The 23,751-nt window shown below is 37.9% G+C and carries 20 protein-coding genes; all 20 read left to right on the top strand.

Annotation, left to right across the window (positions count from 1 at the left end; genetic code table 11):
• Positions 1 to 3: 3 nt before the first annotated feature.
• The 20 genes from RM541_RS10775 (at position 4) to RM541_RS10680 (ending at position 23,726) form a co-directional block, all read left to right on the top strand.
• A complete protein-coding gene (locus RM541_RS10775) occupies positions 4 to 957 on the top strand; it encodes a glycosyltransferase family 2 protein (protein WP_311500156.1) in 954 nt (317 codons plus the stop codon).
• A 107-nt stretch (positions 958 to 1,064) separates the two neighbouring features.
• Positions 1,065 to 1,361: a hypothetical protein gene (locus RM541_RS10770; RefSeq protein WP_311500155.1), complete on the top strand. Its 297-nt coding sequence runs from the start codon at positions 1,065 to 1,067 to the stop codon at positions 1,359 to 1,361.
• Between the two features lie 258 nt (positions 1,362 to 1,619).
• On the top strand, positions 1,620 to 2,549 hold the full coding sequence (locus RM541_RS10765) for an NAD-dependent epimerase/dehydratase family protein (protein ID WP_311500154.1): 930 nt from the start codon (positions 1,620 to 1,622) through the stop codon (positions 2,547 to 2,549).
• Positions 2,533 to 3,558 carry a glycosyltransferase family A protein gene (locus RM541_RS10760; protein WP_311500153.1) on the top strand — a complete coding sequence of 342 codons (1,026 nt, stop codon included), beginning with the start codon at positions 2,533 to 2,535 and terminating at the stop codon, positions 3,556 to 3,558. The genes RM541_RS10765 and RM541_RS10760 overlap by 17 nt, the downstream gene beginning before the upstream one ends.
• Positions 3,542 to 4,861: a non-hydrolyzing UDP-N-acetylglucosamine 2-epimerase gene (wecB, locus tag RM541_RS10755; RefSeq protein WP_311500265.1), complete on the top strand. Its 1,320-nt coding sequence runs from the start codon at positions 3,542 to 3,544 to the stop codon at positions 4,859 to 4,861. Before RM541_RS10760 ends, wecB begins: the two co-directional genes overlap by 17 nt.
• Positions 4,862 to 5,147: 286 nt before the next feature.
• Entirely contained in the window at positions 5,148 to 6,395 is a 1,248-nt protein-coding gene (locus RM541_RS10750) for a glycosyltransferase family protein (RefSeq protein WP_311500152.1), read from the top strand.
• A gap of 5 nt (positions 6,396 to 6,400) precedes the next feature.
• Positions 6,401 to 7,291, top strand: a complete 891-nt coding sequence (locus RM541_RS10745) for a glycosyltransferase family 2 protein (RefSeq protein WP_311500151.1) — start codon at positions 6,401 to 6,403, stop codon at positions 7,289 to 7,291.
• Between the two features lie 3 nt (positions 7,292 to 7,294).
• Complete coding sequence (locus tag RM541_RS10740; RefSeq protein WP_311500150.1) at positions 7,295 to 7,981, top strand: acylneuraminate cytidylyltransferase family protein; 687 nt, start codon at positions 7,295 to 7,297, stop codon at positions 7,979 to 7,981.
• 6 nt (positions 7,982 to 7,987) lie between these two features.
• A complete protein-coding gene (locus RM541_RS10735) occupies positions 7,988 to 9,034 on the top strand; it encodes an N-acetylneuraminate synthase family protein (protein WP_311500149.1) in 1,047 nt (348 codons plus the stop codon).
• Between the two features lie 21 nt (positions 9,035 to 9,055).
• Positions 9,056 to 10,174: a UDP-N-acetylglucosamine 2-epimerase gene (gene neuC / locus RM541_RS10730; protein WP_311500148.1), complete on the top strand. Its 1,119-nt coding sequence runs from the start codon at positions 9,056 to 9,058 to the stop codon at positions 10,172 to 10,174.
• Positions 10,175 to 10,279: 105 nt separating this feature from the next.
• A complete protein-coding gene (locus RM541_RS10725; RefSeq protein WP_311500147.1) occupies positions 10,280 to 11,683 on the top strand; it encodes a hypothetical protein in 1,404 nt (467 codons plus the stop codon).
• Positions 11,680 to 12,753 carry a glycosyltransferase family 4 protein gene (locus RM541_RS10720; RefSeq protein ID WP_311500146.1) on the top strand — a complete coding sequence of 358 codons (1,074 nt, stop codon included), beginning with the start codon at positions 11,680 to 11,682 and terminating at the stop codon, positions 12,751 to 12,753. Before RM541_RS10725 ends, RM541_RS10720 begins: the two co-directional genes overlap by 4 nt.
• On the top strand, positions 12,744 to 13,907 hold the full coding sequence (locus RM541_RS10715) for a glycosyltransferase family 4 protein (RefSeq protein ID WP_311500145.1): 1,164 nt from the start codon (positions 12,744 to 12,746) through the stop codon (positions 13,905 to 13,907). The genes RM541_RS10720 and RM541_RS10715 overlap by 10 nt, the downstream gene beginning before the upstream one ends.
• Positions 13,908 to 14,357: 450 nt before the next feature.
• A complete protein-coding gene (locus RM541_RS10710; protein WP_311500144.1) occupies positions 14,358 to 15,917 on the top strand; it encodes a glycosyltransferase family 2 protein in 1,560 nt (519 codons plus the stop codon).
• A 73-nt stretch (positions 15,918 to 15,990) separates the two neighbouring features.
• Positions 15,991 to 16,989 (top strand): glycosyltransferase family 2 protein, encoded by a 999-nt coding sequence (locus RM541_RS10705; RefSeq protein ID WP_311500143.1) that lies wholly within the window; start codon positions 15,991 to 15,993, stop codon positions 16,987 to 16,989.
• Positions 16,990 to 17,985: a glucosamine inositolphosphorylceramide transferase family protein gene (locus tag RM541_RS10700; protein WP_311500142.1), complete on the top strand. Its 996-nt coding sequence runs from the start codon at positions 16,990 to 16,992 to the stop codon at positions 17,983 to 17,985.
• Position 17,986: 1 nt separating this feature from the next.
• The gene (locus tag RM541_RS10695; RefSeq protein WP_311500141.1) at positions 17,987 to 20,332 is read left to right on the top strand and encodes a glycosyltransferase; all 2,346 of its coding nucleotides are present in this window, start codon (positions 17,987 to 17,989) and stop codon (positions 20,330 to 20,332) included.
• 79 nt (positions 20,333 to 20,411) lie between these two features.
• A complete protein-coding gene (locus RM541_RS10690; RefSeq protein WP_311500264.1) occupies positions 20,412 to 21,737 on the top strand; it encodes an O-antigen ligase family protein in 1,326 nt (441 codons plus the stop codon).
• Entirely contained in the window at positions 21,694 to 22,707 is a 1,014-nt protein-coding gene (locus tag RM541_RS10685) for a glycosyltransferase family 4 protein (protein WP_311500140.1), read from the top strand. Before RM541_RS10690 ends, RM541_RS10685 begins: the two co-directional genes overlap by 44 nt.
• An 8-nt stretch (positions 22,708 to 22,715) precedes the next feature.
• Positions 22,716 to 23,726 carry a glycosyltransferase family 4 protein gene (locus RM541_RS10680; protein ID WP_311500139.1) on the top strand — a complete coding sequence of 337 codons (1,011 nt, stop codon included), beginning with the start codon at positions 22,716 to 22,718 and terminating at the stop codon, positions 23,724 to 23,726.
• Positions 23,727 to 23,751: the final 25 nt, after the last annotated feature.

Here is a 23,751-nt window from a genome sequence, read left to right as displayed (position 1 = left end):
CAAATGAATCCAGACCAAGTTTTTATTTTACTAGCTACCTATAATCGTGCTCACCTAGTTACGGAAACACTTCAGTCTATACAGAATCAAACTTATAAATATTGGCAATGTATTATTGTTGATGACTTCTCCAGTGATGATACGCCAAAAGTCGTCCAGGAATTTATAGCAGACGATCCCCGATTTAGTTTTTATATCAAAACAGAACCTTATGCAAAGGGTTTGTCTGGTTCAAGGAATTACGGGTTGGACCTGGCTCAACAAAAAGGAGCAAAATTTATCCAGTTTTTCGATGATGATGATGTCGTGCATCCTCTTAATTTAGAAGTTACTTTGGATGCAATTTTAAAGGGCGATTATGATTTTTGCCATTTTATAAGACATGCATTTAAAGGTGATTTTAATCATAATTTTAATTTAAACAAGTGCTATGAAAGTACGGAGCTTAATGAAAACCATCTATTAAAAATAATTTCTGGAGAAATTTGCTTCAACTCCTGTCAGATATTATGGAGTCTTGATGCAATAGGGAATGAACGATTCAATGAGAAACTCCATTATGCGGAGGAATGGGAGTTTTTTACACGTATTTTAACTTATCCATTTCGTGGTATTTCAGTAGATAAGGTTTTGTATTTTGCTAGGAAACATACTGAATCTAATACTGGTGAATTTTGGAAAGGAAGCGACCTTAGATCAAGTTCAAATTCACTTGCTATAAAACTTGTTATTGAGCATTTATTTCAAAATAATCTACTCTCCAAAAAAATGGAAAGGCATTTTTTTCAACTGAGCGTTTTCCATAAAGATGAGTCTGTTCTCTCTAGTCTTCTGAAAAGGATGAAGAGTAAAAAAGATAAAATAAAATATCGTTTTTTTTATAAAATTTATCCTGTCATGTCATTTGCTCATAAAAGGAAGAAGAGGATTAAAGCACGATTGAAAGAAATATTTTAAAACTAAATTCCTCTTAAAAATCTTAACTATAGTAATCCCATATTATAAAAAAATTCTTCTCTAGAACACTCGAATCTTTAAAGAACCAAACAAATAAAAAATTTACAGTGTTTGTAGGTGATGATGCCAGCCCGGAGGATCACCGGTCTATATTATCTCATTTTGATGATAATTTTAATATTCAATATAAACGCTTTGGTTCTAATGTAGCCTTCCCTAAAAATTTAAGAAATTCATTAAGCGAGAACATTTTTCAAACATCCATTGTGAAAACTGTAGGATTTAAATCTTTCCTGTTAGGACGGCATTCTGATGATCTAGGGGTGCTTGAATTTTCTATACATGGATCATCAAAAATTTTTTATTCTAATACCGCTGTGGTTTTATTAGGCTTACCGATTTAAGTATATCTGGCAACAAAAATATGGACAGGTTAAAAAACATAGCTTCATATCGCTTTTATAAATACTTACTTTTAAATTATTTACCTTATTTTGAAGCAGATTTCAAATTTCTTCTATTCAAAAAGTTGGAAAAGAGCATTCTTAACAATAGAAGTAATGGATCCTTATTTTTTAATATATTACTATTTTATTTAAAACAGTTATTTGTTAAAGAATTTTACAATTTTTAAAACGATACTTAAAAAGCTTTAGTTTTTAATGCAGAAAATATTAATAACCGGCGGCGCTGGGAATATTGGTAGTGCTCTTGCACTTGAGTTGGCGAAACAAAGAGATAATTTAGTAGTAATTGTTGATAATTTACTAACCGGTTCCAGAGCCAAAATTCCAAAAGTAAATAACATTAGGTTCATACATGCGGATGTTAATGTTCTAAATCAAATTAAGTCTGTTTTTGATCAATTCAAGTTTGACTATGTATTTCATTATGCTGCCGTAGTTGGCGTTCAGCGAACATTAAATAACCCCATTAAAGTACTTGAGGATATTGAAGGAATTAAAAATATATTAAAACTATCTAATGACCATAACGTAAAAAGAGTGTTTTATGCCAGTTCTTCAGAAGTTTATGGTGAACCATTTGAATTTCCGCAGAAGGAACAAACTACACCATTAAATTCGAGGTTACCCTATGCTATAGTTAAAAATGTTGGAGAAGCCTTTTTCAAATCCTTTCAAAAGGAGTACGGTTTAAACTATACTATTTTTCGTTTTTTTAATACTTATGGTGTGAATCAAAGTGAGGACTTTGTAATTCCAAGATTTATTTCTGCGGCTATAAATAACGAACCCATCAAAATCTATGGAAAAGGTTCACAATCCCGTACTTTTTGCTATGTAGAGGATAATGTTGAGGTTACACTAAGGTCAATGACCAGCAAGCTATGTGAAAATGATTTATTAAATGTGGGCAGTGATATTGAGGTTAGTATTCTCGAGCTTGCTCAAAAAATTATTGAACTGACTAATTCTAAATCTCAGATAAAATTTCTTCCTGCTTTAGAAGAGGGAGACATGACTCGTAGATGTCCTGATATTAGTAAAATGAAAAACATATTAAAAAGAGATTTAATATGTTTGGAGTCTGGTCTTAAAAAATTAATTAAATCATATGAGGATAGGCAGTAATCCAGAAAAGTTTAAAAAAGAACTCGAAACAGAAATCTATCACAGAGTAGTAATACCGGTTTATATACCTCACTTTGAGGACTACTTTAAAGATGCACTAGAAATTTTCAAACTAAATATCCATTCACTTTTAAAAACCTGCCATGAAAAGACTAGGATAACACTGTTTAACAATAATTCCCATTCATTAGTAAAAGAATATCTAGACGAATTATACCGTGATAATGAAAAGATAGACCAGGTTTTCCATTCCAAAGAAAATTTGGGAAAGATAAATGCTATTCTTTCTGCAGTAAAGGGAAATCTGGAGCCATTAATAACTATTGCAGATTCAGATGTCATGTTCAAACATAATTGGCAAAAGGAAGTAGAGAAAATATTTATAAACTTTCCAAAAGCCGGACTTGTAAGTCCGGTTCCAAATAGTGTTTCTTACAAATATTATACTGCGAATAATTTTTTTGATGCTGTTTTTGGAAGTTCAAAATTACGATTTCAAAAAGTTGTTGAACCATCAGAGATGCAGCGTTTCGAAGATAGTTTAGGCCCAGAAGTCTCGTTGTTTTCAGAAAAGCATCTCGAAAAATATTTAACACTATCAAGGAAAGGTTTTAGAGCAGTTATGGGAGCAGGACATTTTGTAGCTACGATAAGGAGAGAAGTATTCGATAAAGGGACCAATTCGCCTGCATTCATCAAGATTCAGGGTGGTGTGGAAAATAAATTCATAGATAAACCAAACGAGGATCTTGGATTGCTTAGATTATCAACCATGTCTAATTATGCGTATCATTTAGGAAATGTGACCGAAGACTGGATGTTTGAAGAGTTCCAAAAAATTTCAGAAAATAAACCAAATTCCTTTACTGAATATTCAAATACAAATTTTTTAAAGACAAGTAAACTTAAGATAAAGATTGGAAAGGCCTTCAGAAAAATCCTTCTTAGTAAATTTCTGAAAAAAAAATATTTCAAAATGATAGGACTGGATGATGGAAAAAATTATTAATAGTAAATATTTATTCTGTTTTGGTACCCGCCCTGAAGCCATAAAAATGGCACCGGTTATTCATGAGCTAAAAAAGCAGAAAATCATTTTTAAAGTTTGTGTAACGGCACAGCATAGGGAAATGCTGGATCAGGTTTTAGATTTCTTTGAAATCACTCCAGATTATGATCTTGATTTGATGAAAGCCGGACAAACTCTTAATGGGTTAAGTTCATCTATTTTTAGCGGGATAGATGAGGTATTTGATGATTGGTTGGGACTTCGACAAGCTCAGTCTGACAGGGATGGACTTCGACGCTTCGATAAGCTCCACTTCGACAGGCTCAGTGGGGCTGAGGGAAATGGCCTTCGACAGGCTCAGTCTGGACTTCGACAAGCTCAGTCTGGACTTCGACAAGCTCAGTCTGGACTTCGACAAGCTCAGTCTGACAAACAAGGTCTTCGACGAGCTCAGTCTGACATGGTGCTTGTACATGGGGACACTACTACGGCCTCTATGATTGCGCAGGCAGCATTTCACAGGCAGATAAAAGTTGGACATGTGGAGGCGGGGTTACGCACCTATAACAAAACTTCCCCCTTTCCTGAAGAGATCAACCGTCAGCTAATCAGTAGAATTGCAGATGTTCATTTTACTCCTACAGAGAGAGCCAATACCAATCTTTTAAAAGAAGGAATTCCAGCAGAGCAAATAATATTGACGGGAAACACGGTGGTAGATGCGTTGCATTGGGCGGCAGAAAGACTATCGGGAAAAGAGCTTGCTCAGGAAATCATAGAATTAAAAACTTTATTAAACAATGAAAAGAAGCTAATTCTTGTTACTGGTCACCGTCGGGAAAATTTTGGAGAAGGTTTGGAAGAAATAGGAGAAGCCTTACTCGAATTATCAAGTTATCCTGATGTTGAAATTATTTATCCGGTGCATCTCAATCCCAATGTCAAGCATCCGGTGCAAAAGATGTTGGGAAATAAACCTGACATCCATTTAGTTTCACCGGTCGCTTATCCAACCATGCTATGGTTGATGCAAAGAGCTGAAGTAATTATTTCCGATTCCGGAGGAATCCAGGAAGAAGCTCCTGCTTTTGGAAAACCTGTTCTGGTTACACGTGAATTTTCTGAGCGGATGGAAGGAGTGGAAGCCGGTTTTTCTGTGCTCGTAGGTACCAATAGGAGTAAAATCGTAGAGCAAACCACTCGTTTACTGAACAATCCACCAGACCTAAAAAAGAAGCCGAATCCTTATGGAGATGGTAAGGCTGCGGAGAGGATTGTGGGGTTTTTGAAGGATTTGTATTAAATCAGGATTGGGATTGCTTCAGTCGCGAAAAAGCTCCTTCGCAATGATCATTGAGAGGGCAGTGAAACGCAATGCGGCAACCTTAATAGAATCTACAGCAAAGGCAGGAGATTGCTTGTCGCAAGAGCGCACCTTCGCAAAACAACAATAGCGACCAGTCATTGCGAGCGCAGAGCAACGAAGCGCTGCAATCTCAAAGTCGTTAGTACAAATTATTGTTCGGGAACGTAATTGCATTATCTATATCTGATTTAAAATCTTTATTTTCGCTTTAAACTCATTAACAGTGCCCAAACAAAAGAAAATTCTGGTCGTTGCTGAATCCATTGACGTAGAAGACAGCAGTGGTTCTAAAGCTAACGTGGCATTGATTCTGAATTTAAAGGATGCCGGATTTGAGGTGTTGGTTTGTCATTATACGCGAAAAGAAATTCAGCTGCCGGGAATACAATGTATAGCCATAAAAGAGAGAAGGTGGAATGCGGTTTTTCTGTTAAGCAGGATACAGAGAAAACTTCAGCACGGACTAAAGATAAACCTGGCGAAACATCTGGAACCAGTTTTTGGCTTCTCCTTTACATTTTTTAATGACGTAAAAAGTATAGCTTCAGCTTTAAAAGGTGAGAAACAATTTAATCCGGATATTGTCCTGACCTTAAGCAAAGGAGCCAGTTTCCGACCGCACTATGCCTTGTTAGATATTCCAAAACTTCACAACAAATGGATGGCTTATATCCATGATCCCTATCCGTTTCACTATTATCCTGAACCTTATAAATGGTCGGAACCGGGATATGAACAAAAGATCAAATTCTTTGGGCAGGTTTCACAAAAATGCCGCTGGGCAGCTTTTCCGTCTTTACTTTTAGCCGAATGGATGGGGAATTATTATCCTGCTTTTCATAAGAAAGGTGCAGTAATTCCACATCAGATGAGGGCAGAGAATGAGCCAGTGGAGGTGCCAATGTATTTTGATCCTGAAAAATTTAATTTATTACATGCAGGAAACCTTATGAAACAAAGGGATCCATTTCCTTTAATACAGGCTTTCCAGATTTTTCTAAATAAGAATCCAGATGCCTCTTCTAAATCCCGTTTACTGCTAGTGGGTAGCGCGTCTTATCACATTTCAGCTTTAAGGAAGAAAGAACAGGAAATAGAACAACTCGTGGTGAGTGAGGGGTATGTTCCTTATAACCTGGTTATTAAAATGCAGGAGAAAGCATCTGTGAATATTATCTTAGAATCGGTTGCTGAAGAGAGTCCTTTTCTGCCGGGAAAATTTCCACATTGTGTTGCTGCCAACAGGTCAATTTTACATTTGGGGCCGGAGAAAAGCGAAGTGAGAAGGTTACTGGGATCCGACTATGAACATTATGCCGAAGCTGATGATATGGAAATGATATCTGCAAAACTGGAACAGCTATATGTAAAATGGAAAGCCGATCCTGAATCTTTACGGTTAAACAGAGAGGATCTGCATTTGTATCTTTCGACAGATTACTTGAAGAAAGAAATCAATAATCTTATTTAAAAGAGATGGAGGCTTCAGTACTAATTGTTTCAAATAACAGATCAGCAGAACTCCATAGGACTTTAAAGGTGCTTCAGGAATATCTGATTTTTGATCGTCATGAAATCCTGGTGCTTTTGGATGGGTGCACAGATGATTCAGAGAAGATTATCGAACTTTATCCTCAGGTGAAGTGGGAGATTTCAGAAGGAAATTTAGGAGCATCAAAAGCGAGGAGCATTTTATACAGTAAGGCGAAGGGAAAGATTTTGTTTGGCTTTGATGATGATGCCCATCCGTTACAAAAGGATTTTATTAAAATTTCAGAAAAGCTTTTTGCCAGAAATCCTAATGTAGGAATCATTGCGTTTAAAGAAATAAAAGGAATATTTGAATCAGATGATGACATTCCGCAGTATCTAAAACAAAAGAAGGACGATTATCTGGTAAAGGATTTCCTTGGCTGTGGTTTTGCAATAAAAAAAGATATTTATAACAGGACCCGGGGATTTCCGATATGGATTGATATCTACGGAGAAGAAGTGTGTGTAGCAATGGAGACACTTGAATTAGGTTATGATTTATTATTTACGTATCAAGTTGCTGTCAATCATCGCACACAAAGGCAGAAGAAAAATATTGCCGGGGCTAACTATTTCCGGTTTGGAAAGCAATTAAAAAATACGGCTTCCTTTTATTTAGTATATTATCCTTTTCCACTTGTATTAAAAAAAATAGGCAGATTGTATATTTCAAATTTCCAGAAATATGCATTAAAAGATTTTAGATTTTTAAAAGAATATTTTAAGGCCTTAGGATTAAATATTCTAAACCTGAAAAACATTTTGTCATATCGCAAGCCGGTTTCTGAAGAAACAATAAAAAGATTTAATAAGCTTTCAAATCCATCTTATTAATTAATGACTACTTATCTGAAAAAAGCGATTAATATAGTCATAATACCAGCTCGTGGAGGCTCCAAAAGACTGCCGGGGAAAAATACATTACCACTAGATAGTATACCATTAATTGTTCACAGTATTAATTATGCCAGGGCAAATAATAATATTTTGGACCGTATAATTGTTTCTACAGATGATGCCAAAATAAAAGAAATTTCTATAAAAGAAGGAGTTGAGGTCATAGACCGTCCTGAAAACTTAAGCACAGATACCTCGAATACCATTTCGGTTTTAAAGCACGTACTTGAAACGATTAAAGAAGAGGTGGAAAATGTAATTTTATTACAGCCCACTAATCCCTTACGGCCAGAAAATCTTTTGACAGAAGCTTTTCAAAAATACAAAGAGATTAATTGCGATAGTTTGATGACGGTCACCAGGAGCTATCAAAAGTTTGGTAAAATAGAAAATCAACGATTCGAGCCGTTCAATTACGAGATGGGACAACGTAGTCAGGATCTTGATCCGCTATATTTTGAAAACGGCTTACTCTATATCACAAAAGCATCTTTAATATTAAATAAAAAAATATTAGGACCAAATAATTTTCCGTTTATTGTGGACCATCCTTTTGCGGGAGTTGATATTGACTTTAGAGAAGATCTTGACTATGCTGAATTCCTATTGGAAAGAGCAAAAAAATAGAGAAGAATGAAACCATTTATAGAAATAGCCGGACGAAAAATTGGAGAGGACTATCCTCCTCTGGTTATTGCTGAAATAGGTATAAACCACGAAGGTTCTTTAGAAGTCGCTAAGGAGATGGTTGATGCTGCCAAACGTGCCGGAGTCGAGATGGTAAAACATCAGACACATATAGTGGAAGACGAAATGTCCGCAGCGGCCAAGAAGGTTATTCCCGGAAATGCAGATGTCTCTATCTATGAAATTATGGAACGTTGTGCTTTAAATGAAGCGGATGAGTTAAGTTTAAAGCAGTATGTTGAAGATAAAGGAATGATTTTTATCTCCACTCCGTTTTCAAGGGCAGCTGCCAATCGGCTACAAAAATTTAATGTACCCGCATTCAAAATAGGAAGTGGGGAATGCAATAATTATCCTCTGCTGGAGCATATAGCATCTTTTGGAAAGCCGGTGATATTAAGCACCGGAATGAACAGTATCTCCAGTGTGCAAAAAGCGGTAGCCATTTTTGATGAAGCAAATGTGCCTGTGGCATTATTACATACCACTAATTTATATCCTACCCCAATCCACTTAGTTAGGTTAGGAGCAATGTCACAGCTGCACGAAGCTTTTCCTGACAAAGTATTCGGACTCTCAGATCATACGCTAAACAACAATTCCTGTCTTGCAGCAGTAGCATTGGGGGCTTCCATTTTGGAAAGACATTTTACAGATCATATGCAGCGAACCGGCCCGGATATCACCTGTAGTATGGACGAACAGGCCTGCCGGGAATTGATAAAAAATTCAGCTGAAATTGCCCTTATGCGGGGAGGTGAAAAAAAACCGGCAGCAGAGGAGAAAGTGACTATAGACTTTGCCTTTGCCACTGTTTGCACCATTGCACCGGTCAAAAAAGGGGAAATCTTGACAAAAGATAATATTTGGGTGAAAAGACCTGGCAGCGGTGAGATTCCGGCCGCAAAATTTAAAGAGCTTCTGGGGAGAAAAGCCGACACAGATATTGATGATGATGTTCAATTGCGCTGGAAAGATCTTGCTGTTTCTTAGCAAGAAATCAATGACACCATAATGAAGAAAATTGCATTTTTAACCGGCACTCGCGCAGACTTTGGCAAGATAAAATCGTTACTCCAAATTCTGCAGAACCATAAGAATTTTGAAGCGCATATTTTTGTTACAGGAATGCACCTTATAGAGAAATATGGCTATACGCTTTACGAAATTGAAAAATGCCGGTTTAAGAACATCTATGAATTCAGTAATGAAACTTCTGAAGCTACAATGGATCTCACCCTGGCAAGAACCATAGAAGGTTTTTCTGCTTATGTGAAAAGACTGAAGCCGGATCTCATTGTAGTTCATGGAGATAGGGTGGAGGCACTTGCCGGGGCTATTGTAGGGTCTTTAAATAATATTCTGGTAGCGCATATTGAAGGAGGGGAAGTTTCGGGTACCGTTGATGAACTCATCCGACACTCTATTAGTAAATTAAGTCATGTACATTTTGTTTCGAATGAAACTGCAGAAAACCGACTGGTGCAAATGGGAGAACTCAAAGAATCTATTTTTAATATAGGCTCTCCCGATGTGGATATAATGTTTTCAGAAAACCTTGCATCTTTGGAAGAGGTGAAGAAATACTACGAAATTCCTTATGAGAAATATGCGGTGGCTATGTTTCATCCTGTTACCACAGAATATGAGAAGATGTCGGAATATGCAGAGAATTTTGTAAATGCCTTATTGGTAGATAATAGTAATTATGTGGTTGTTTATCCCAATAATGATCTGGGGAGTGAATTAATTTTAAAAGAGTATGAGCGGTTAAAGGATAATGAAAGATTTAAAGTTTTTCCATCCATACGATTTGAATATTTTCTGGTGCTCCTTAAAAATGCCCAATTTATAATAGGTAATTCAAGTGCGGGTATTCGTGAGGCTCCTTATTATGGGATACCAACTATAAACATTGGTACCCGACAGGAAAACAGGTCGCTGCACACTCATATCCTGAATACTTCATATATGCAGGAAGATATTCTGAACGCATTAAAAGCACCCCACCCAGTTACAGAAAAGTACATTCCGGCTTTTGGTACCGGTAAGAGTGATAAAAAGTTCCTGGAGTCCCTGAGTTCATCAGAATTCTGGAGTATTAATCATCAGAAGCAGTTTAGGGATATATAAAATTCTCCCGTGTCTTCTATAATTCACGGTTAGCAGAATAACTGTTGATTTCTTTTATTTTTGCCGTTAAACTATGTTTCTTTATATATGCGGAACAAGCAAAGTATGAATAAAACTCTTGGGCTGGTCATTACGGATGGTGTAGGCTACAGAAATTTTTGTCTAAGTGAATTTCTCAGCGAGGCATCTGTACGATTTGAGAATGTTATTATTTACTCCGGTTTGCCTGTATCTGTATTTGAGTCACATAATTCCAACAATATCAAAGTTGTAGAATTACCTGTTTTTGTAGAGCCTTTTGGAACATGGTTCTGGCGAAAGTTTAAAGAAGTGGCACATTTGCAGTTGCACAAAAAATTCTTCGGAATTAATGATAATTTAGAAGCAAATAAAAGCAGCAGTAATTCAAACCGTGGAAAAGCTACGAGACTTATCTACAATCTGACACGCCACTTTCATTCTGAAAATTTTATAGGGTTCCTTGAAAAGAAACAATTGACTTCACTTGCGAATCATCAGGTTTCCAGGGAATGTTTAGAATTTTTAAAGACTGATCGCCCTGATTTTCTATTCTTTACTCATCAACGTCCTCCTTATGTGGTCCCTATGGTATTTGCTGCAAACAAGCTAAAGATAAAGACGGGCTCTTTCATTTTTAGCTGGGACAACTTGGCATCTAAAGGAAGAATGGCAGCGCCTTTTGATTCCTTCCTGGTCTGGAGCGACTTAATGAAAGAGGAGTTACTATATTTCTATCCCAGGACATCCCGCCATGCATTGAGGGTGGTCGGGACTCCGCAGTTTGAGCCTTATGTAATGCCTGAATATCAAATGGAAAAATCGGAATTCTATCAGAAGCACGATTTGTCATCAGATAAGAAGACAATCTGTTACAGTTGCGGGGATATTTCGACCAGCAGGAATGATGAACTTTATATAGAAATAATAGCTACTGCTATTTCTGAAGGAACAATTTCTGAACCTGTGAATTTATTCGTACGGACTTCCCCTGCGGAAGAACCTGAAAGATTTAATTTTCTAAAAGAAAAATTTCCTTTTATTCGGTGGAATTATCCAGACTGGTTCATTTCAAGAAAAGATCATCCAGAACCCTGGTCACAGAGGGTGCCTTCAGAAAGTGATTTGGTGGATCTACGAGGTATTTTAAGTTATTCCGATTTGAGTATTAATATGTGTTCCACGATGAGCCTGGACTTTATGTTATTTGATAAACCTGTTATTAATCCTGTTTTTGGTAATGAACAAAATGGTTTATATAATGATCAGCGGTTTTTAAAATATGCTCATTATGAGAAAGTAGTACAAAGTGGCGCAGTTGCAATTGCTAAAAATGAAGAGGAGCTGCTACGGGAAATAAATTTCAGCTTAAAAAATCCCAACGCCCGCCTTAAAGAACAAAAAGAGTTACTTAAGCTACAAATAGGTAAGCAGTTGAAGGGAACCAGTCAAAGAATAGCTAAAACTTTAAAAGAATTTTCAGAAGATTGAGCAACGGGAAACACATAGCGGTGATTTGCAACTATGAACTGAAACCGAACCGGATTGGAGGAATGGACAGGTTTTTTGTGGCATATGATCGTGCCTGTAAAGCAAAGGGATTTCAGGTTGATTGGTTCTTTAGTAATTCCACACCACACAGGTTTTATATAAATCTGACTGTTTATGCTTCTGAAGAACTTTCTGCAGAAGATCAGTATTTGAGTAGAATAGCCTCAGAAAAATATGATATCGTCGTTACCCATTTCCTGGCTTTATGCACTTCCTTTTATAAACGACTAAAAGAAAAAAATCAGCCTTATATAATTGCGGTAGATCATAATCCGCGTCCGCTGAAAGGTTTTCCGTTAAAAAAAAGAATTAAAAATAGGTTAAAAGGTATAATTTACTCCAGATATATCAATCAGTTTGTAGGGGTTTCAAAATATACCAAAGACTGTATATCTAATGATTACGGACAGTTTCTAAAGAAGAAAACTACTATAATTTATAACGGAATTGATGCTTCCATTTATTTGAAAAGGACAGAAGAGAACCCGGGTAAGTTTATTGTTGCTTCCCATTTAAGGGAATCAAAAGGAATTCAGGATTTGATTGAAGCCGTAAATTTATTTTCTGAAGAAAAAAAGCAGTTACTGAAAATTGACATTTTTGGAGTAGGTCCTCTGGAAACCCGACTAAAAGAGATGGTGAGGGAATATAAACTGGAGCCGCAATTTAGCTTTAGGGGCAGTACCTCAAATTTACCGGATTTGTTACAAAATTATTCATTCTTACTGCAACCTACGTATATGGAATGCTTTAGCTTGTCCATATTAGAAAGTCTTGCTGCCAATCTCCCTGTGATAACCACTCCCGTGGGGGGAAATCCGGAAATTATTGCAGAGGGCAAAAACGGATTTATCTTTAAGACGGGAGATATTAAGGCTTTATCTTCCATTTTGGAAAAAGTACTACAGGAAAAGCTGACCATTTCTGAGGATGTGAGTACACTAATTAAAAATCAGTTCCCGCTCGAAAAAATGGTAAAAGAACATATTAACCTGCTGCCATGCACATAGGATTTCTCACCCCAGAATATCCACATTCCCAATCAACTCCTTCCGGTGGTTTGGGCACTAGTATTAAAAACCTGGCTTCTTCCCTCATACAGAAAAAGATTAAAGTGAGTGTTTTTGTTTACGGCCAAAAGCAGGACCTGAAATTTGAAGAAAACGGCATTTCATTTTGTTTTATAAAACAACGTAAGTACAGCTTCATGGGCTGGTATCGCTACAGAAAATATCTTCAGAAAGTTCTTAATTCTCAAATTGAGAAGGATAAAATAGAAATATTGGAAGCTCCCGACTGGACCGGAATTACTGCTTTTATGAAATTCTCCTGTCCACTTGATATTCGCATGCATGGTACGGATGCTTATTTTTGCAATTTGGAAGAAAGAAAACAGAAGTATAAGAATTATCTCTTTGAGAAGTCAGCTTTGAAATCTGCAGATGCACTTGTTTCAGTCAGTGCTTTTACTGCGGAAAAAACTAAAGAGATTTTCGAACTTGACCGGCCGGTTAAAATTATTCCGAACAGTATTGATACCGCACAATTTCTACCCTCAGAAAAATCCCCGATAAAGAACCGACTGCTGTATTTTGGAACGGTTATTCGAAAAAAAGGAGTGCTGGAATTGGCAATTATCTTCAATGAAGTGGTTTTAAATAATCCTAAAACAGAATTGTGGTTGATAGGAAAAGATGTAGTTGATATTTTTGAAAAGAGATCTACTCTAGAAATTTTTCGTGAAACACTAAGTCCTTTGGCAAAGGAGCAACTGAAATATTTCCCGGAGGTGAGCTACTCTGAAATAAAGGAACATATCGCTGAAGCAGCGGTGATCGTTCTGCCGAGTTTTGCCGAAGCTTTGCCCATGACCTGGTTGGAAGCCATGGCCATGGAAAAAGCTTTGGTGACTTCTAATATTGGTTGGGCAAAAGAAGTAATGATTGATGGAAAAACAGGATACACTGAAGATCCTAAAAATCACAAAGCTTATGCAGAAAAGATCCTGCATCTTTTAAATAACCCCGAAGAGGCAAAGTCCATGGGTAAAGCCGCCCGGCAGCAGGTTCTTAAAAAATTTTCAACGGAAGTTGTGGTACAGCAGAATATTTCTTTTTATAAGGAGTTAGTCATTGCGAGGGCGAAGCCCCACGCAATCTCATGAGGCAAACTCCAAACATGATAGGTACTCCCCACAAGTCATTGCGAGGCTTCAGCCGAAGCAATCCCGCTGCGTTGCACTCTGTCATTGCGAGGCTCAGTAGAGCCGTGGCAATCGCAAAGTCGGTAACCACACAATTGAAATACGCCATTGCGAGGCCGTCAGACCGAAGCAATCTCATGAAGCACACTTCTCACATGATGGCAACTCCCTCCACAATAGATTACTTCGCTTCGTTTTACTTCGCTCGCAATAGCGGTTAAAACATGGTTGGGGTACGCCATTGCGAGGCCGCTAGGCCGAAGCAATCCCATGAGGCACATTGCAAACACGTTGGAACTCCCTCCAAAAGATATTTCGCTCAGTTTTACTGCATCTGCAATGCTCCCTCTCCTTTGGAGAGGGCTGGAGAGAGGAAAAAATACTACTTTTGAAGAAATTTAATGTTTCCATATGATTCTCCTAATCCATGCGAAAGGAAAAAAAGTTGTCCGAGTTCTAAAGGACGGGCAGGAGCAATCTGTGGAAACTTCAGACTGTACAACAGCTTTTTGGGAAGTGGCAGAAAAATTTCCTGATGACATAATTGGCTGGTGTGAAAAGGAATTTCTGAAGGACATCAACCTCGATTCTTGGGAGTGTATTTTTCATCATCAGCTAATCATGGCTTCATATGGTTTAAAGACTACTTACCTGCCGGACAGCATCGGTTATGTAGATCAGCTGCCTTTTATCAATATAAACAGGAAAATAAAATATCCTACTTGGCAAATGAGCACAGATTTGGGTGGCATCTACGGAAGGGTGCTTCTTAGATTTAAAGAATTATATGGTAAAATTTCTGATTTTGGTTATTTCCTGAATGCTATAGCCAAAACCGGTCAGCAAAACGGCTTGTTCTGTTATAGTGATCCCGCTCTTACAAAAGCAGCGACAAACAATAATCCTGTTCCGGTTGCTTCCTATAGTCAATTGTTTTCATTTGTTCATCAGCATTATACAAGCTCCTGGACTAGCGTCCTTCAGTGGTGTTTGTGGAAATATGAAAAGAAAGCAGCAATGATGAGCTATTCTAAAGCTTTTGTTCAGAAAAAGAATTTCAGGGAGGATGTGGATTTATCGGATTTTATACCTGAAGCTTCCCAGAATTCTGATGACACATCTTTAGATGTAATTATTCCCACCCTTGGTAGGAAAAAATACCTCGAACAGGTGCTGAATGATCTGAAAGAACAAATTCTGAAGCCCCGGAATGTGATAATCATTGAACAGAATCCTGATAAAGATGCTGAATCTGAGTTAGCAGAAATTCTTGCTAAAGAATGGCCCTTCTTGATAATTTACCATTTCACCCATAAGACCGGCGCCTGTAATGCCAGGAATCGCGCCCTTAAGGAAGTGAAAAGTGATTGGATTTTTTTTGCTGATGATGATATCCGGTTGAAATCAGGATTATTGCACCAGGTTATAGAGGAGGCCGAAAAATACCAAATTTCGGCAGTAAATCTGAATTGTAAACAACCTGGAGAGGAAACAGTATTTCATAAGGTGAAGCAGTGGGGTAGTTTTGGAGCCGGAACGAGTATGGTTAAAACAAGGTATGCTGAAAAATGCCAATTCTCGAACATCTTTGAATTTGGATTTGGAGAAGATGCAGATTTCGGAATGCAACTTCGAAATAAGGGATGTGATGTTATTTATCATCCGGGGCTGCAGACGTTACATTTAAAAGCTCCTGTAGGTGGTTTCCGGGAAAAGCCGAAACTTCCATGGGAGCAGGGCGAAATTTCACCCAAGCCTTCCCCCACGCTAATGGCATATGCTATTAAACATTATACTCCGGAGCAAATAAGAGGGTATAAGGTTTCGCTGTTTATAAAATTTTATAGCCGACAACCCATTAAAAACCCGGTAAAATATCTCAGGCAATTAAATAAAAGATGGAAACTTAGTGAAGAATGGGCAACTAAGCTATTAAAGGAAAATGATTCTCCTGGTCTTCCTGTAAAATGAATTCTATTTACTACCTGATTGCTTTTTATATATTTGTGCAGCCCTTAACTCCAAATTTATTTAGAAGCCCGGAATGAAGTTCACTCTGATAATATGTACTTACCACAGGGCAAAGCCTTTGCTTAAACTTCTGAATTCTGTTGAAGAACAAACACTTTTTCCAGATCAAATTCTTATTATAGATGGTTCCAGGGATGAAGAGACTTGGAAGATGCTCGAAGGTTCTTCCTTTTCGAATCTTGAATATTTTAAAATTCCGGAAGAAAATCGCGGACTCACAAAACAGCGCAACTTCGGAATAAGAAAAGTTGCCAAATCTTCAGAAATTGTCTGTTTTCTGGATGATGATATTGTGCTGACTCCGCCTTACTTTGAAAATCTAATAAATACATATACTGAATTTCCAGATGCTTTGGGAGTGGGAGGCTATATTATAGAGGAGGTTAAATGGGAAAGAACTGAGAATAATGAACTTGAATTTGATGAATTTCAATTTAGTGGCTGGAAAAGAAAATTGGGAAGCAGGAATGTTTTAAGAAAAAAGCTGAATTTATTAAGTAATGAGCCGCCGGGTTATATGCCAAAAGCAGGCAATGGCTTTTCAACCGGATTTTTACCACCTTCCGGAAAAATATATCCGGTGGAGTTTTTTATGGGAGGAGTGGCTTCTTACAAGAAAAAATTGTTTAAACTAGTAAAGTTCTCAGAGTATTTCGAAGGTTATGGGCTTTATGAGGACATGGATTTGTGTTTGCGTGCTTCACAAGTTGGACAACTTTATGTTAATACGGATGCGCAGCTTTATCATAACCACGAAGAAGGAGGAAGGCCAAATAAATTCAAATATGGAAAGATGGTAGTAAGAAACGGGTGGTATGTGTGGCGGGTGAAATTTCAAAATCCGCCGCTGAAAGCGAAATTTAAATGGCATGCAACAGCATGCCTGCTTACGTTAATTAGGATAGGAAATGTACTTACCACTTCAGAAAAAAAATCAGCATTTACAGAAAGTATGGGGAGAATCTGGGGATGGTGGAGTTTGCTCTGGGATAAGCCAAAGGTTCAACTTTAAATGCGGAGGAGGTTCTTTACATATTTCGGATTTTTTTTACTGGCAGGGCTTTTCTTGTTATTAATTTTAAATTACTTCTACCCATATGTAAATCCTGTTGTCGGCAAATGGTCAGTGGGATATTCGTTTACAGATGAGGTGCTGAAAAAGCCAAATATCGATCGGGAGAATATCATTACGTATCCTGAAGTAGATAGTTTTCTGAAGAAAAGCGGACATTACATAGCTGACCCTTTTTTCATAGAAGATAAGGATACTTTTTATCTTTTTGTGGAGTTAAAGGGCGAAAATGATGCAGATATTGCCCTTTTTACTTCAGCTGAAGGGGAAAATTATAAATATAAAGGTGTTGTATTGGATGAAGATTTTCATTTATCATTTCCGCAGGTATTTAAACATAACAATGAATATTACATGCTTCCGGAAACCAGTCAGACCGGGAATGTGATTTTATATAAGTCGGCTGATTTTCCTTATAACTGGCAAAAAACCGATACCCTTATTAAAAACCGAAAATTAAAAGATCCGGCTATTTTATTATCCAAAGATCTGAATCTTATTGTTGCCGTAGACGATCACATGCAGCAGTACATGTTCACGGCAGATTCTCTTACCGGCCTTTGGAAAGAAGCAGAGAATTATACCGTTCGTTTGGGGAATGAAACCCGGCCGGGAGGAAGATTTTTCGAATTTAATGACAATCATTATTTGCCAATCCAGGACCGCAGGTATGGATATGGCTCGGCAATTTCTATTTTCAGGTTATCGAATATAGACAATCACCTGGAATTGGTCCGGGAGCAAAAAGAATATCTTGGTCCGCAGGAAAATATCAAGTGGTTTAACCGGGGGATGCATCAGCTGGATATTCAAAAAGTGGGTGCAGAATATTATATGGTTTACGACGGTGATTACAATATAGATGGGGAGGGTTACTTCCAGTTTAAGCGCAGCTTAAAATTTGTATATTCAGACTTCTACAATCTGTTTCAGTAATATGAAATTTGGAATTATCAGCTACATTTTGCACAAGGAGCAGGAAGGGAAATTCTATTCCTACGCTCCTTATATAAAAGAGATGAATATCTGGCTGAAATCTGCAGATAAACTACTAATCACAGCTCCAAAAATTTCCGGTGATCCCGCTGCCATTGAAACTTCTTATAATGAAGTTGATACGGAATTTTACCAAATCCCGGTCCTGAATTTTACAAATATCGCCCATAGCATAAACTCACTCCTCAAATTGCCGAAAGTTTTCTGGGGAATACTGAAGGTAATGCGGGAAGCAGATCATATTCATCTTCGTTGCCCCGGAAATGTCAGTTTAATCGGATGTTTTCTTCAGATCTTTTTTCCGAAGAAGCCAAAAACGGTAAAATACGCGGGAAATTGGGATCCTGAAGCCGTGCAGCCCTGGACGTATAAACTTCAGAAGAAAATTTTAAGTAATACCTTTTTAAGCCGAAATATTCAGGTTCTTGTTTATGGAAAGTGGCCAAATCAGTCGGCCAATATTATGCCTTTTTTCACTGCCTCTTTTTCAGAAACAGAAAAGAGGAAAATTGAAAAAAAAATCAGTTCTCCTTATCGATTTATGTTCGTAGGAAGCCTTGTGGAAGGGAAAAGACCAAAATTTGCCATTCAGCTTATTGAAAAACTTCAGAAAAAAGGAGTTGAGGTGAGACTGGATTTTTTTGGAGACGGCATCTTAAGAACAGAACTTGAAAATTATGTGAAAAAGAACAATTTGAACTCCTGCGTTACCTTCCACCGAAATATAAAGTTGAAGGACCTGAAAACGGAGTACGAAAATTGTCATTTTTTGATACTGCCTTCAAAAAGTGAAGGTTGGCCAAAAGCTGTTGCCGAAGCTATGTTTTTTGGATGTATTCCAATAGCGACAACTGTTAGCTGCGTGCCGTGGATGCTTGATTTCGGGAGTCGGGGTATTTTAATTCAGGATTTGGAGGAGGGAAAAAAAAGCAGAGAGAAGAGAATTGATACCGTGGAGAGTGGAGGGAGGAGAGCAAATAGCCGTTCTGAGTTAGAAGAAATCGTAAATAGAATAATTGAGCTCACAAAAGATCCGGAGAAGTTGGAGGAAATGTCTTTGACGGCACAAAAATGGAGTCAGCAATATACTTTGGAACGATTTGAAAGGGCAGCAAGGGAGATTTTGGGAGAGCAAACCCTAAACAACAAGCCCCAAACAACAAATGCCAAACAACAAACCCCGAAGCGAAAATCCACAACCGCGAATCCTAAATCTCTGCGGATCCTTCAACTAATAGATTCATTAAGACCGGGAGGAGCAGAAAAAATGGCCGTTGCTTATGCTAACACGCTTTGTGAAAAAAATCACCGTTCCTACTTATGTTGCACCCGGAAAGAAGGTTTGCTGAAAAAAGATCTTGCAGCTAATGTTGGATATTTATTTCTGAAAAAAAGAAATAGTCTTGATTTATTTGCTCTCCGGAAGCTAAAAAGCTTTGTTGAAAAGGAAAAAATTGAAATTATTCATGCGCACGGCACTTCCTATTTTTTGGCTGGCCTGCTAAAGCTTTTAGGAGTACCATTTAAGCTGGTATGGCACGATCATTATGGGGATAGTGAATTTTTGCAAAAAAGGTCTCTTCAGCCTTTGGCTTTCTTTTCGAGGTTTTTCGACGGAATAATATCAGTAAATTCAGATTTAAAAGATTGGGCGCTAAAAAACCTTCATTGTCCATTAGTTGTCTATATCAATAACTTTGTTGCTTCTCCTTCAGAAGAATCCCGGTCAGACTTCCGGCTTAAAGGTGAAGATAATGAGTTCAAAATAATTTGTGTGGCAAACTTTCGTCCTCAAAAGGATCATACTACACTTCTGAAAGCTTTCGAAATTCTCAGTATTCAGTTTCCAGTAAGTTTACACCTGATTGGCGGTGATCCCGGAACGACTTATTCTGAAAACCTTCAGAAAAGAATTGCAGAATCACCGGTTCAGGATCATATTCATTCATATAACGAACAAGACGATATTTACAGATATTTAAAGGCAGCAAATCTTGGCGTCTTGTCTTCGCAGTCTGAGGGATTACCTTTGGCGCTGCTGGAGTATGGAATGGCCGGCTTACCTGTGGTAGTTACAAAAGTTGGACAGGTTCCTGAAGTTGTTCAGAAAAACGGATTGGTAGTCGATTCTCAAAATCCCAGTGCTTTATCTAATGCTATTAGTTCTTATTTTTGTGATAGGGAAAAGATGAAAAAAGATGCAAAGGCATTACAGCAATCTGTCCACGAAAACTATTCAGTAGAAAAAGTGATTCATAAAGTTATAGGATTTTATTACCGGTTGTGAGGGTAAATTTCAGGCAAATAGTAAATTAGCCCCAAAAAATATTCAAATTAAGAAGTTAAACTACATATCCTATTTGAAAGTGCTGCTTTTCCATATTTTAATGGGATTTGCAGTATATGCCTATCGTCCTGCCGCGCAATTTATGCTATTTGGAGTGTTGGGAGGTTTCCTGTTTTATGTAATATTAAAAGAAAACAGGAACAATGAAGCCCTTATGGCAGCGGCTTATATGGCAGGTGCAGAGGTTTTCTTCAGGATGAACGGAGGTATGGTGTTCTATGAAACCGGAAAATATTCTGTAATTCTGTTTCTTCTAATAGGCATGTTCTATAAAGGGACTTCCTCCAGAACAGTACCGTTCTGGATTTATCTGTTTATTTTATTTCCGGGAGTGGTAGTAGCGTCTTTTACGTTAGATTACGACGTTGTATTTAGAAAAGCAATTGCTTTTAATCTGAGTGGCCCTGTTTGTCTGGGAGTTTCTGCGTTGTACTGCTATTATAAGAAAATCACCAAAACCGAATTCAATTATGTCTTGATGATGTTGCTTATGCCTTTGGTGGCTAACATGGCCTATCTCTATTTCTATACACCAAGTATTGGGGAGGCGCTTATGAGTGGGACAAATTCTAATTATGCTGCTTCAGGAGGTTATGGTCCTAATCAGATATCTACGGTTATGGGGCTGGGTGCATTTTTAGTTTGTACGCGTCTTTTTACGATCAAAGACAAAACTATTAATATAATTGATTTGGCGTTGCTGGCCCTAATGAGTTATCGTGCGATTGTCACCTTCTCCAGGGGAGGAGTGTTCACTGCACTGGCCTGTGTTATTGCTTTTATTTTTATCTATTTTATTAAACAGGACTCAAAATCCCAGTCCAAACTGATAAAAAAGATGGCGCTGCTTTTATTTGCAATCGTTACTACCTGGGCTGTAATTACGGTGCAGACACAGGGATTGATTACTTATAGATATACCAACAGAGATGCTTCCGGTAAACTTGAAGATGACATTACCACCGGAAGGGCCGAATTAATTATTACTGAACTTAAGGGTTTTTATTATAACCCGGTGATAGGAGTTGGTGTGGGAAAGGCAAAGGAATTCCGCTCTGAAGAGGCAGGCACAGAGACCGCTTCTCATAACGAGGTAAGCAGATTGTTGTCTGAACATGGTTTGCTTGGACTGGTGGCAATCTTAATTCTTATATTTGTTCCCATAATCTTTTGGACAAAATTTAGAAACAATTATTATTTTTTGGCGTTCTTAGCATTTTGGTTTTTAACAATAAACCATTCCGCCATGCGAATAGCCCTTCCGGCTTTCGTGTATGGCCTGGCATTATTATATATTGTAGATGACAAAAAGGATCCTTTACATAGGAAACGACTTGCAGCTTAACAGCTTTACGGCAACTTATATCTCTTTCTTCAGTAAAATGCTGAAAAGAGAGGGGTATGAGGTGAGAACCGCTTCAACAAGAAGTAATAAAGGCCTGCGGTTAGTAGAGATGCTCGCGATGGTGGTAAGGCATCATAAAGAGACAGATGTAGTCCTTATTGATACCTACGGAGCGTTAAATTTTTACTATGCGTATCTGGTGGGCAAAACATGTAAGCATTATAAACTTGATTATATTCCCATTCTTCATGGAGGGAATCTGCCGGAAAGACTTGAAGATTCGGAAAGCTACAGCAGAAAACTTTTTGGGCATGCAAAAGTAAATATAGCACCGTCCGCTTTTTTATATAATATTTTTAAATCTAAAGGTTTTGATAATACCAGGATAGTTCCCAACTCTGTTGAACTGGGAAATTATCCTTTTAAACAGCGGGAAAATTTCCGGCCACGACTGTTATGGGTACGGCGGTTTCAAAAAAGGTATAATCCACTGCTGGCGATAAAAGTACTTGTTCAGTTAATGAGAAAATATCCCGATACCGAATTATGTATGGTTGGTCCGGATAAAGATGGTAGTATGGCTGCGTGTAAGTCTTATGTGCGTAAACATAAACTACCGGTACGCTTTACCGGCAAGCTGGAGAAGAGGGAATGGGCAGCTCTTTCTGTTGACTACGATTTTTTTATAAATACTACCACTATAGATAATACCCCAATTAGCGTTATTGAAGCGATGGGTCTCGGTCTGCCCGTGGTGTCTACCAATGTTGGTGGAATGCCGATGCTTATAGAGGATAAGAAGGATGGAGTGCTGGTGCCGGAGGATAACCGGGAAGCCATGGCTGCAGCTATTTCAGAATTAATTGAAGACCCAAAAAAAACCATGGAAATCTGTAAGGAAGCCCGGAAAAAGGTGGAAAAATTTGATTGGGAGGTTGTAAAGGAAGACTGGAATCAGGTGCTGAAATAACTCTTCTTATGAAGCGTCTTATTTACATTGGTAATAAGCTCGAAACACGTGGGGCTTCTCCCACCGCTATAGATATCCTAACCGAATTATTAGAAAACGAAGGTTTTAAAATCCAAACCGCATCTTCAGAAAAAAACCAGTTGTTGAGGTTGTTTGATATGCTGCGTACTATTGCAGTTAATGCTGGGAAATGCGATCTCGTACTAATAGATATTTATAGCACTAAAAACTTTTGGTACGCTGTACTTTCAGCACATTTATGCCGCATTAATAATCTTGCTTACATTCCGATTTTACATGGCGGAAATCTGGAACAGAGACTGAATAATAACCCAAGAATTTCTCAGGAGCTCTTCGGAAAAGCTTATTGCAATGTAGCTCCTTCACAATACCTGATGAACATTTTCAGCAAACACGGGTTTGATAATCTCAAATATATACCAAATTCTATTCCGCTGGAAAACTATAAATTCAAGCTGCGAAGGAAAATTCAGCCAAAGATAATCTGGGTACGTTCCTTTGCAGAAGTGTATAATCCCATGCTGGCATTGAAAGTTTTGAAGCTTTTGCTGAAGGATTTTCCAGCCGCGGAACTATGTATGGTGGGTCCTGAAAAGGATGGTAGTCTTGATATTTGTAAGAAATTTGCTAAAACTCATCATCTTCCGGTAAAATTTCCCGGAAAACTACAGAAGGAAGAATGGCTTACGCTCGCTTCAGAATACGATATTTTTTTAAATACGTCTAATACAGACAATACACCGATAAGTGTAATTGAAGCCATGGCGCTTGGTTTACCTGTAGTCTCTACCAATGTTGGTGGTATTCCTTATTTAATCATGGATCGGGAGCATGGGCTTCTTGTTAGGAAGAATAACGAAATTGAAGCTACTGAAGCCATTCGGTTTTTAATTAATGATCCCGGAGAAGCTGCAAAACTGAGCGCTAATGCTCGTCAAAAAGCAGAGGGGTTCGATTGGAAACGAGTTAAAGACGATTGGGTGGAATTGCTAAGCTAAAAATTATATCTTTATCCCCTTACCG

Origin of the sequence: Autumnicola psychrophila (assembly GCF_031846645.1) — a bacterium.
GTDB lineage: Bacteria > Bacteroidota > Bacteroidia > Flavobacteriales > Flavobacteriaceae > Autumnicola > Autumnicola psychrophila.
Note: the sequence above shows the minus strand (reverse complement) of the source record. Positions and strands in the feature narration are given on the sequence as shown.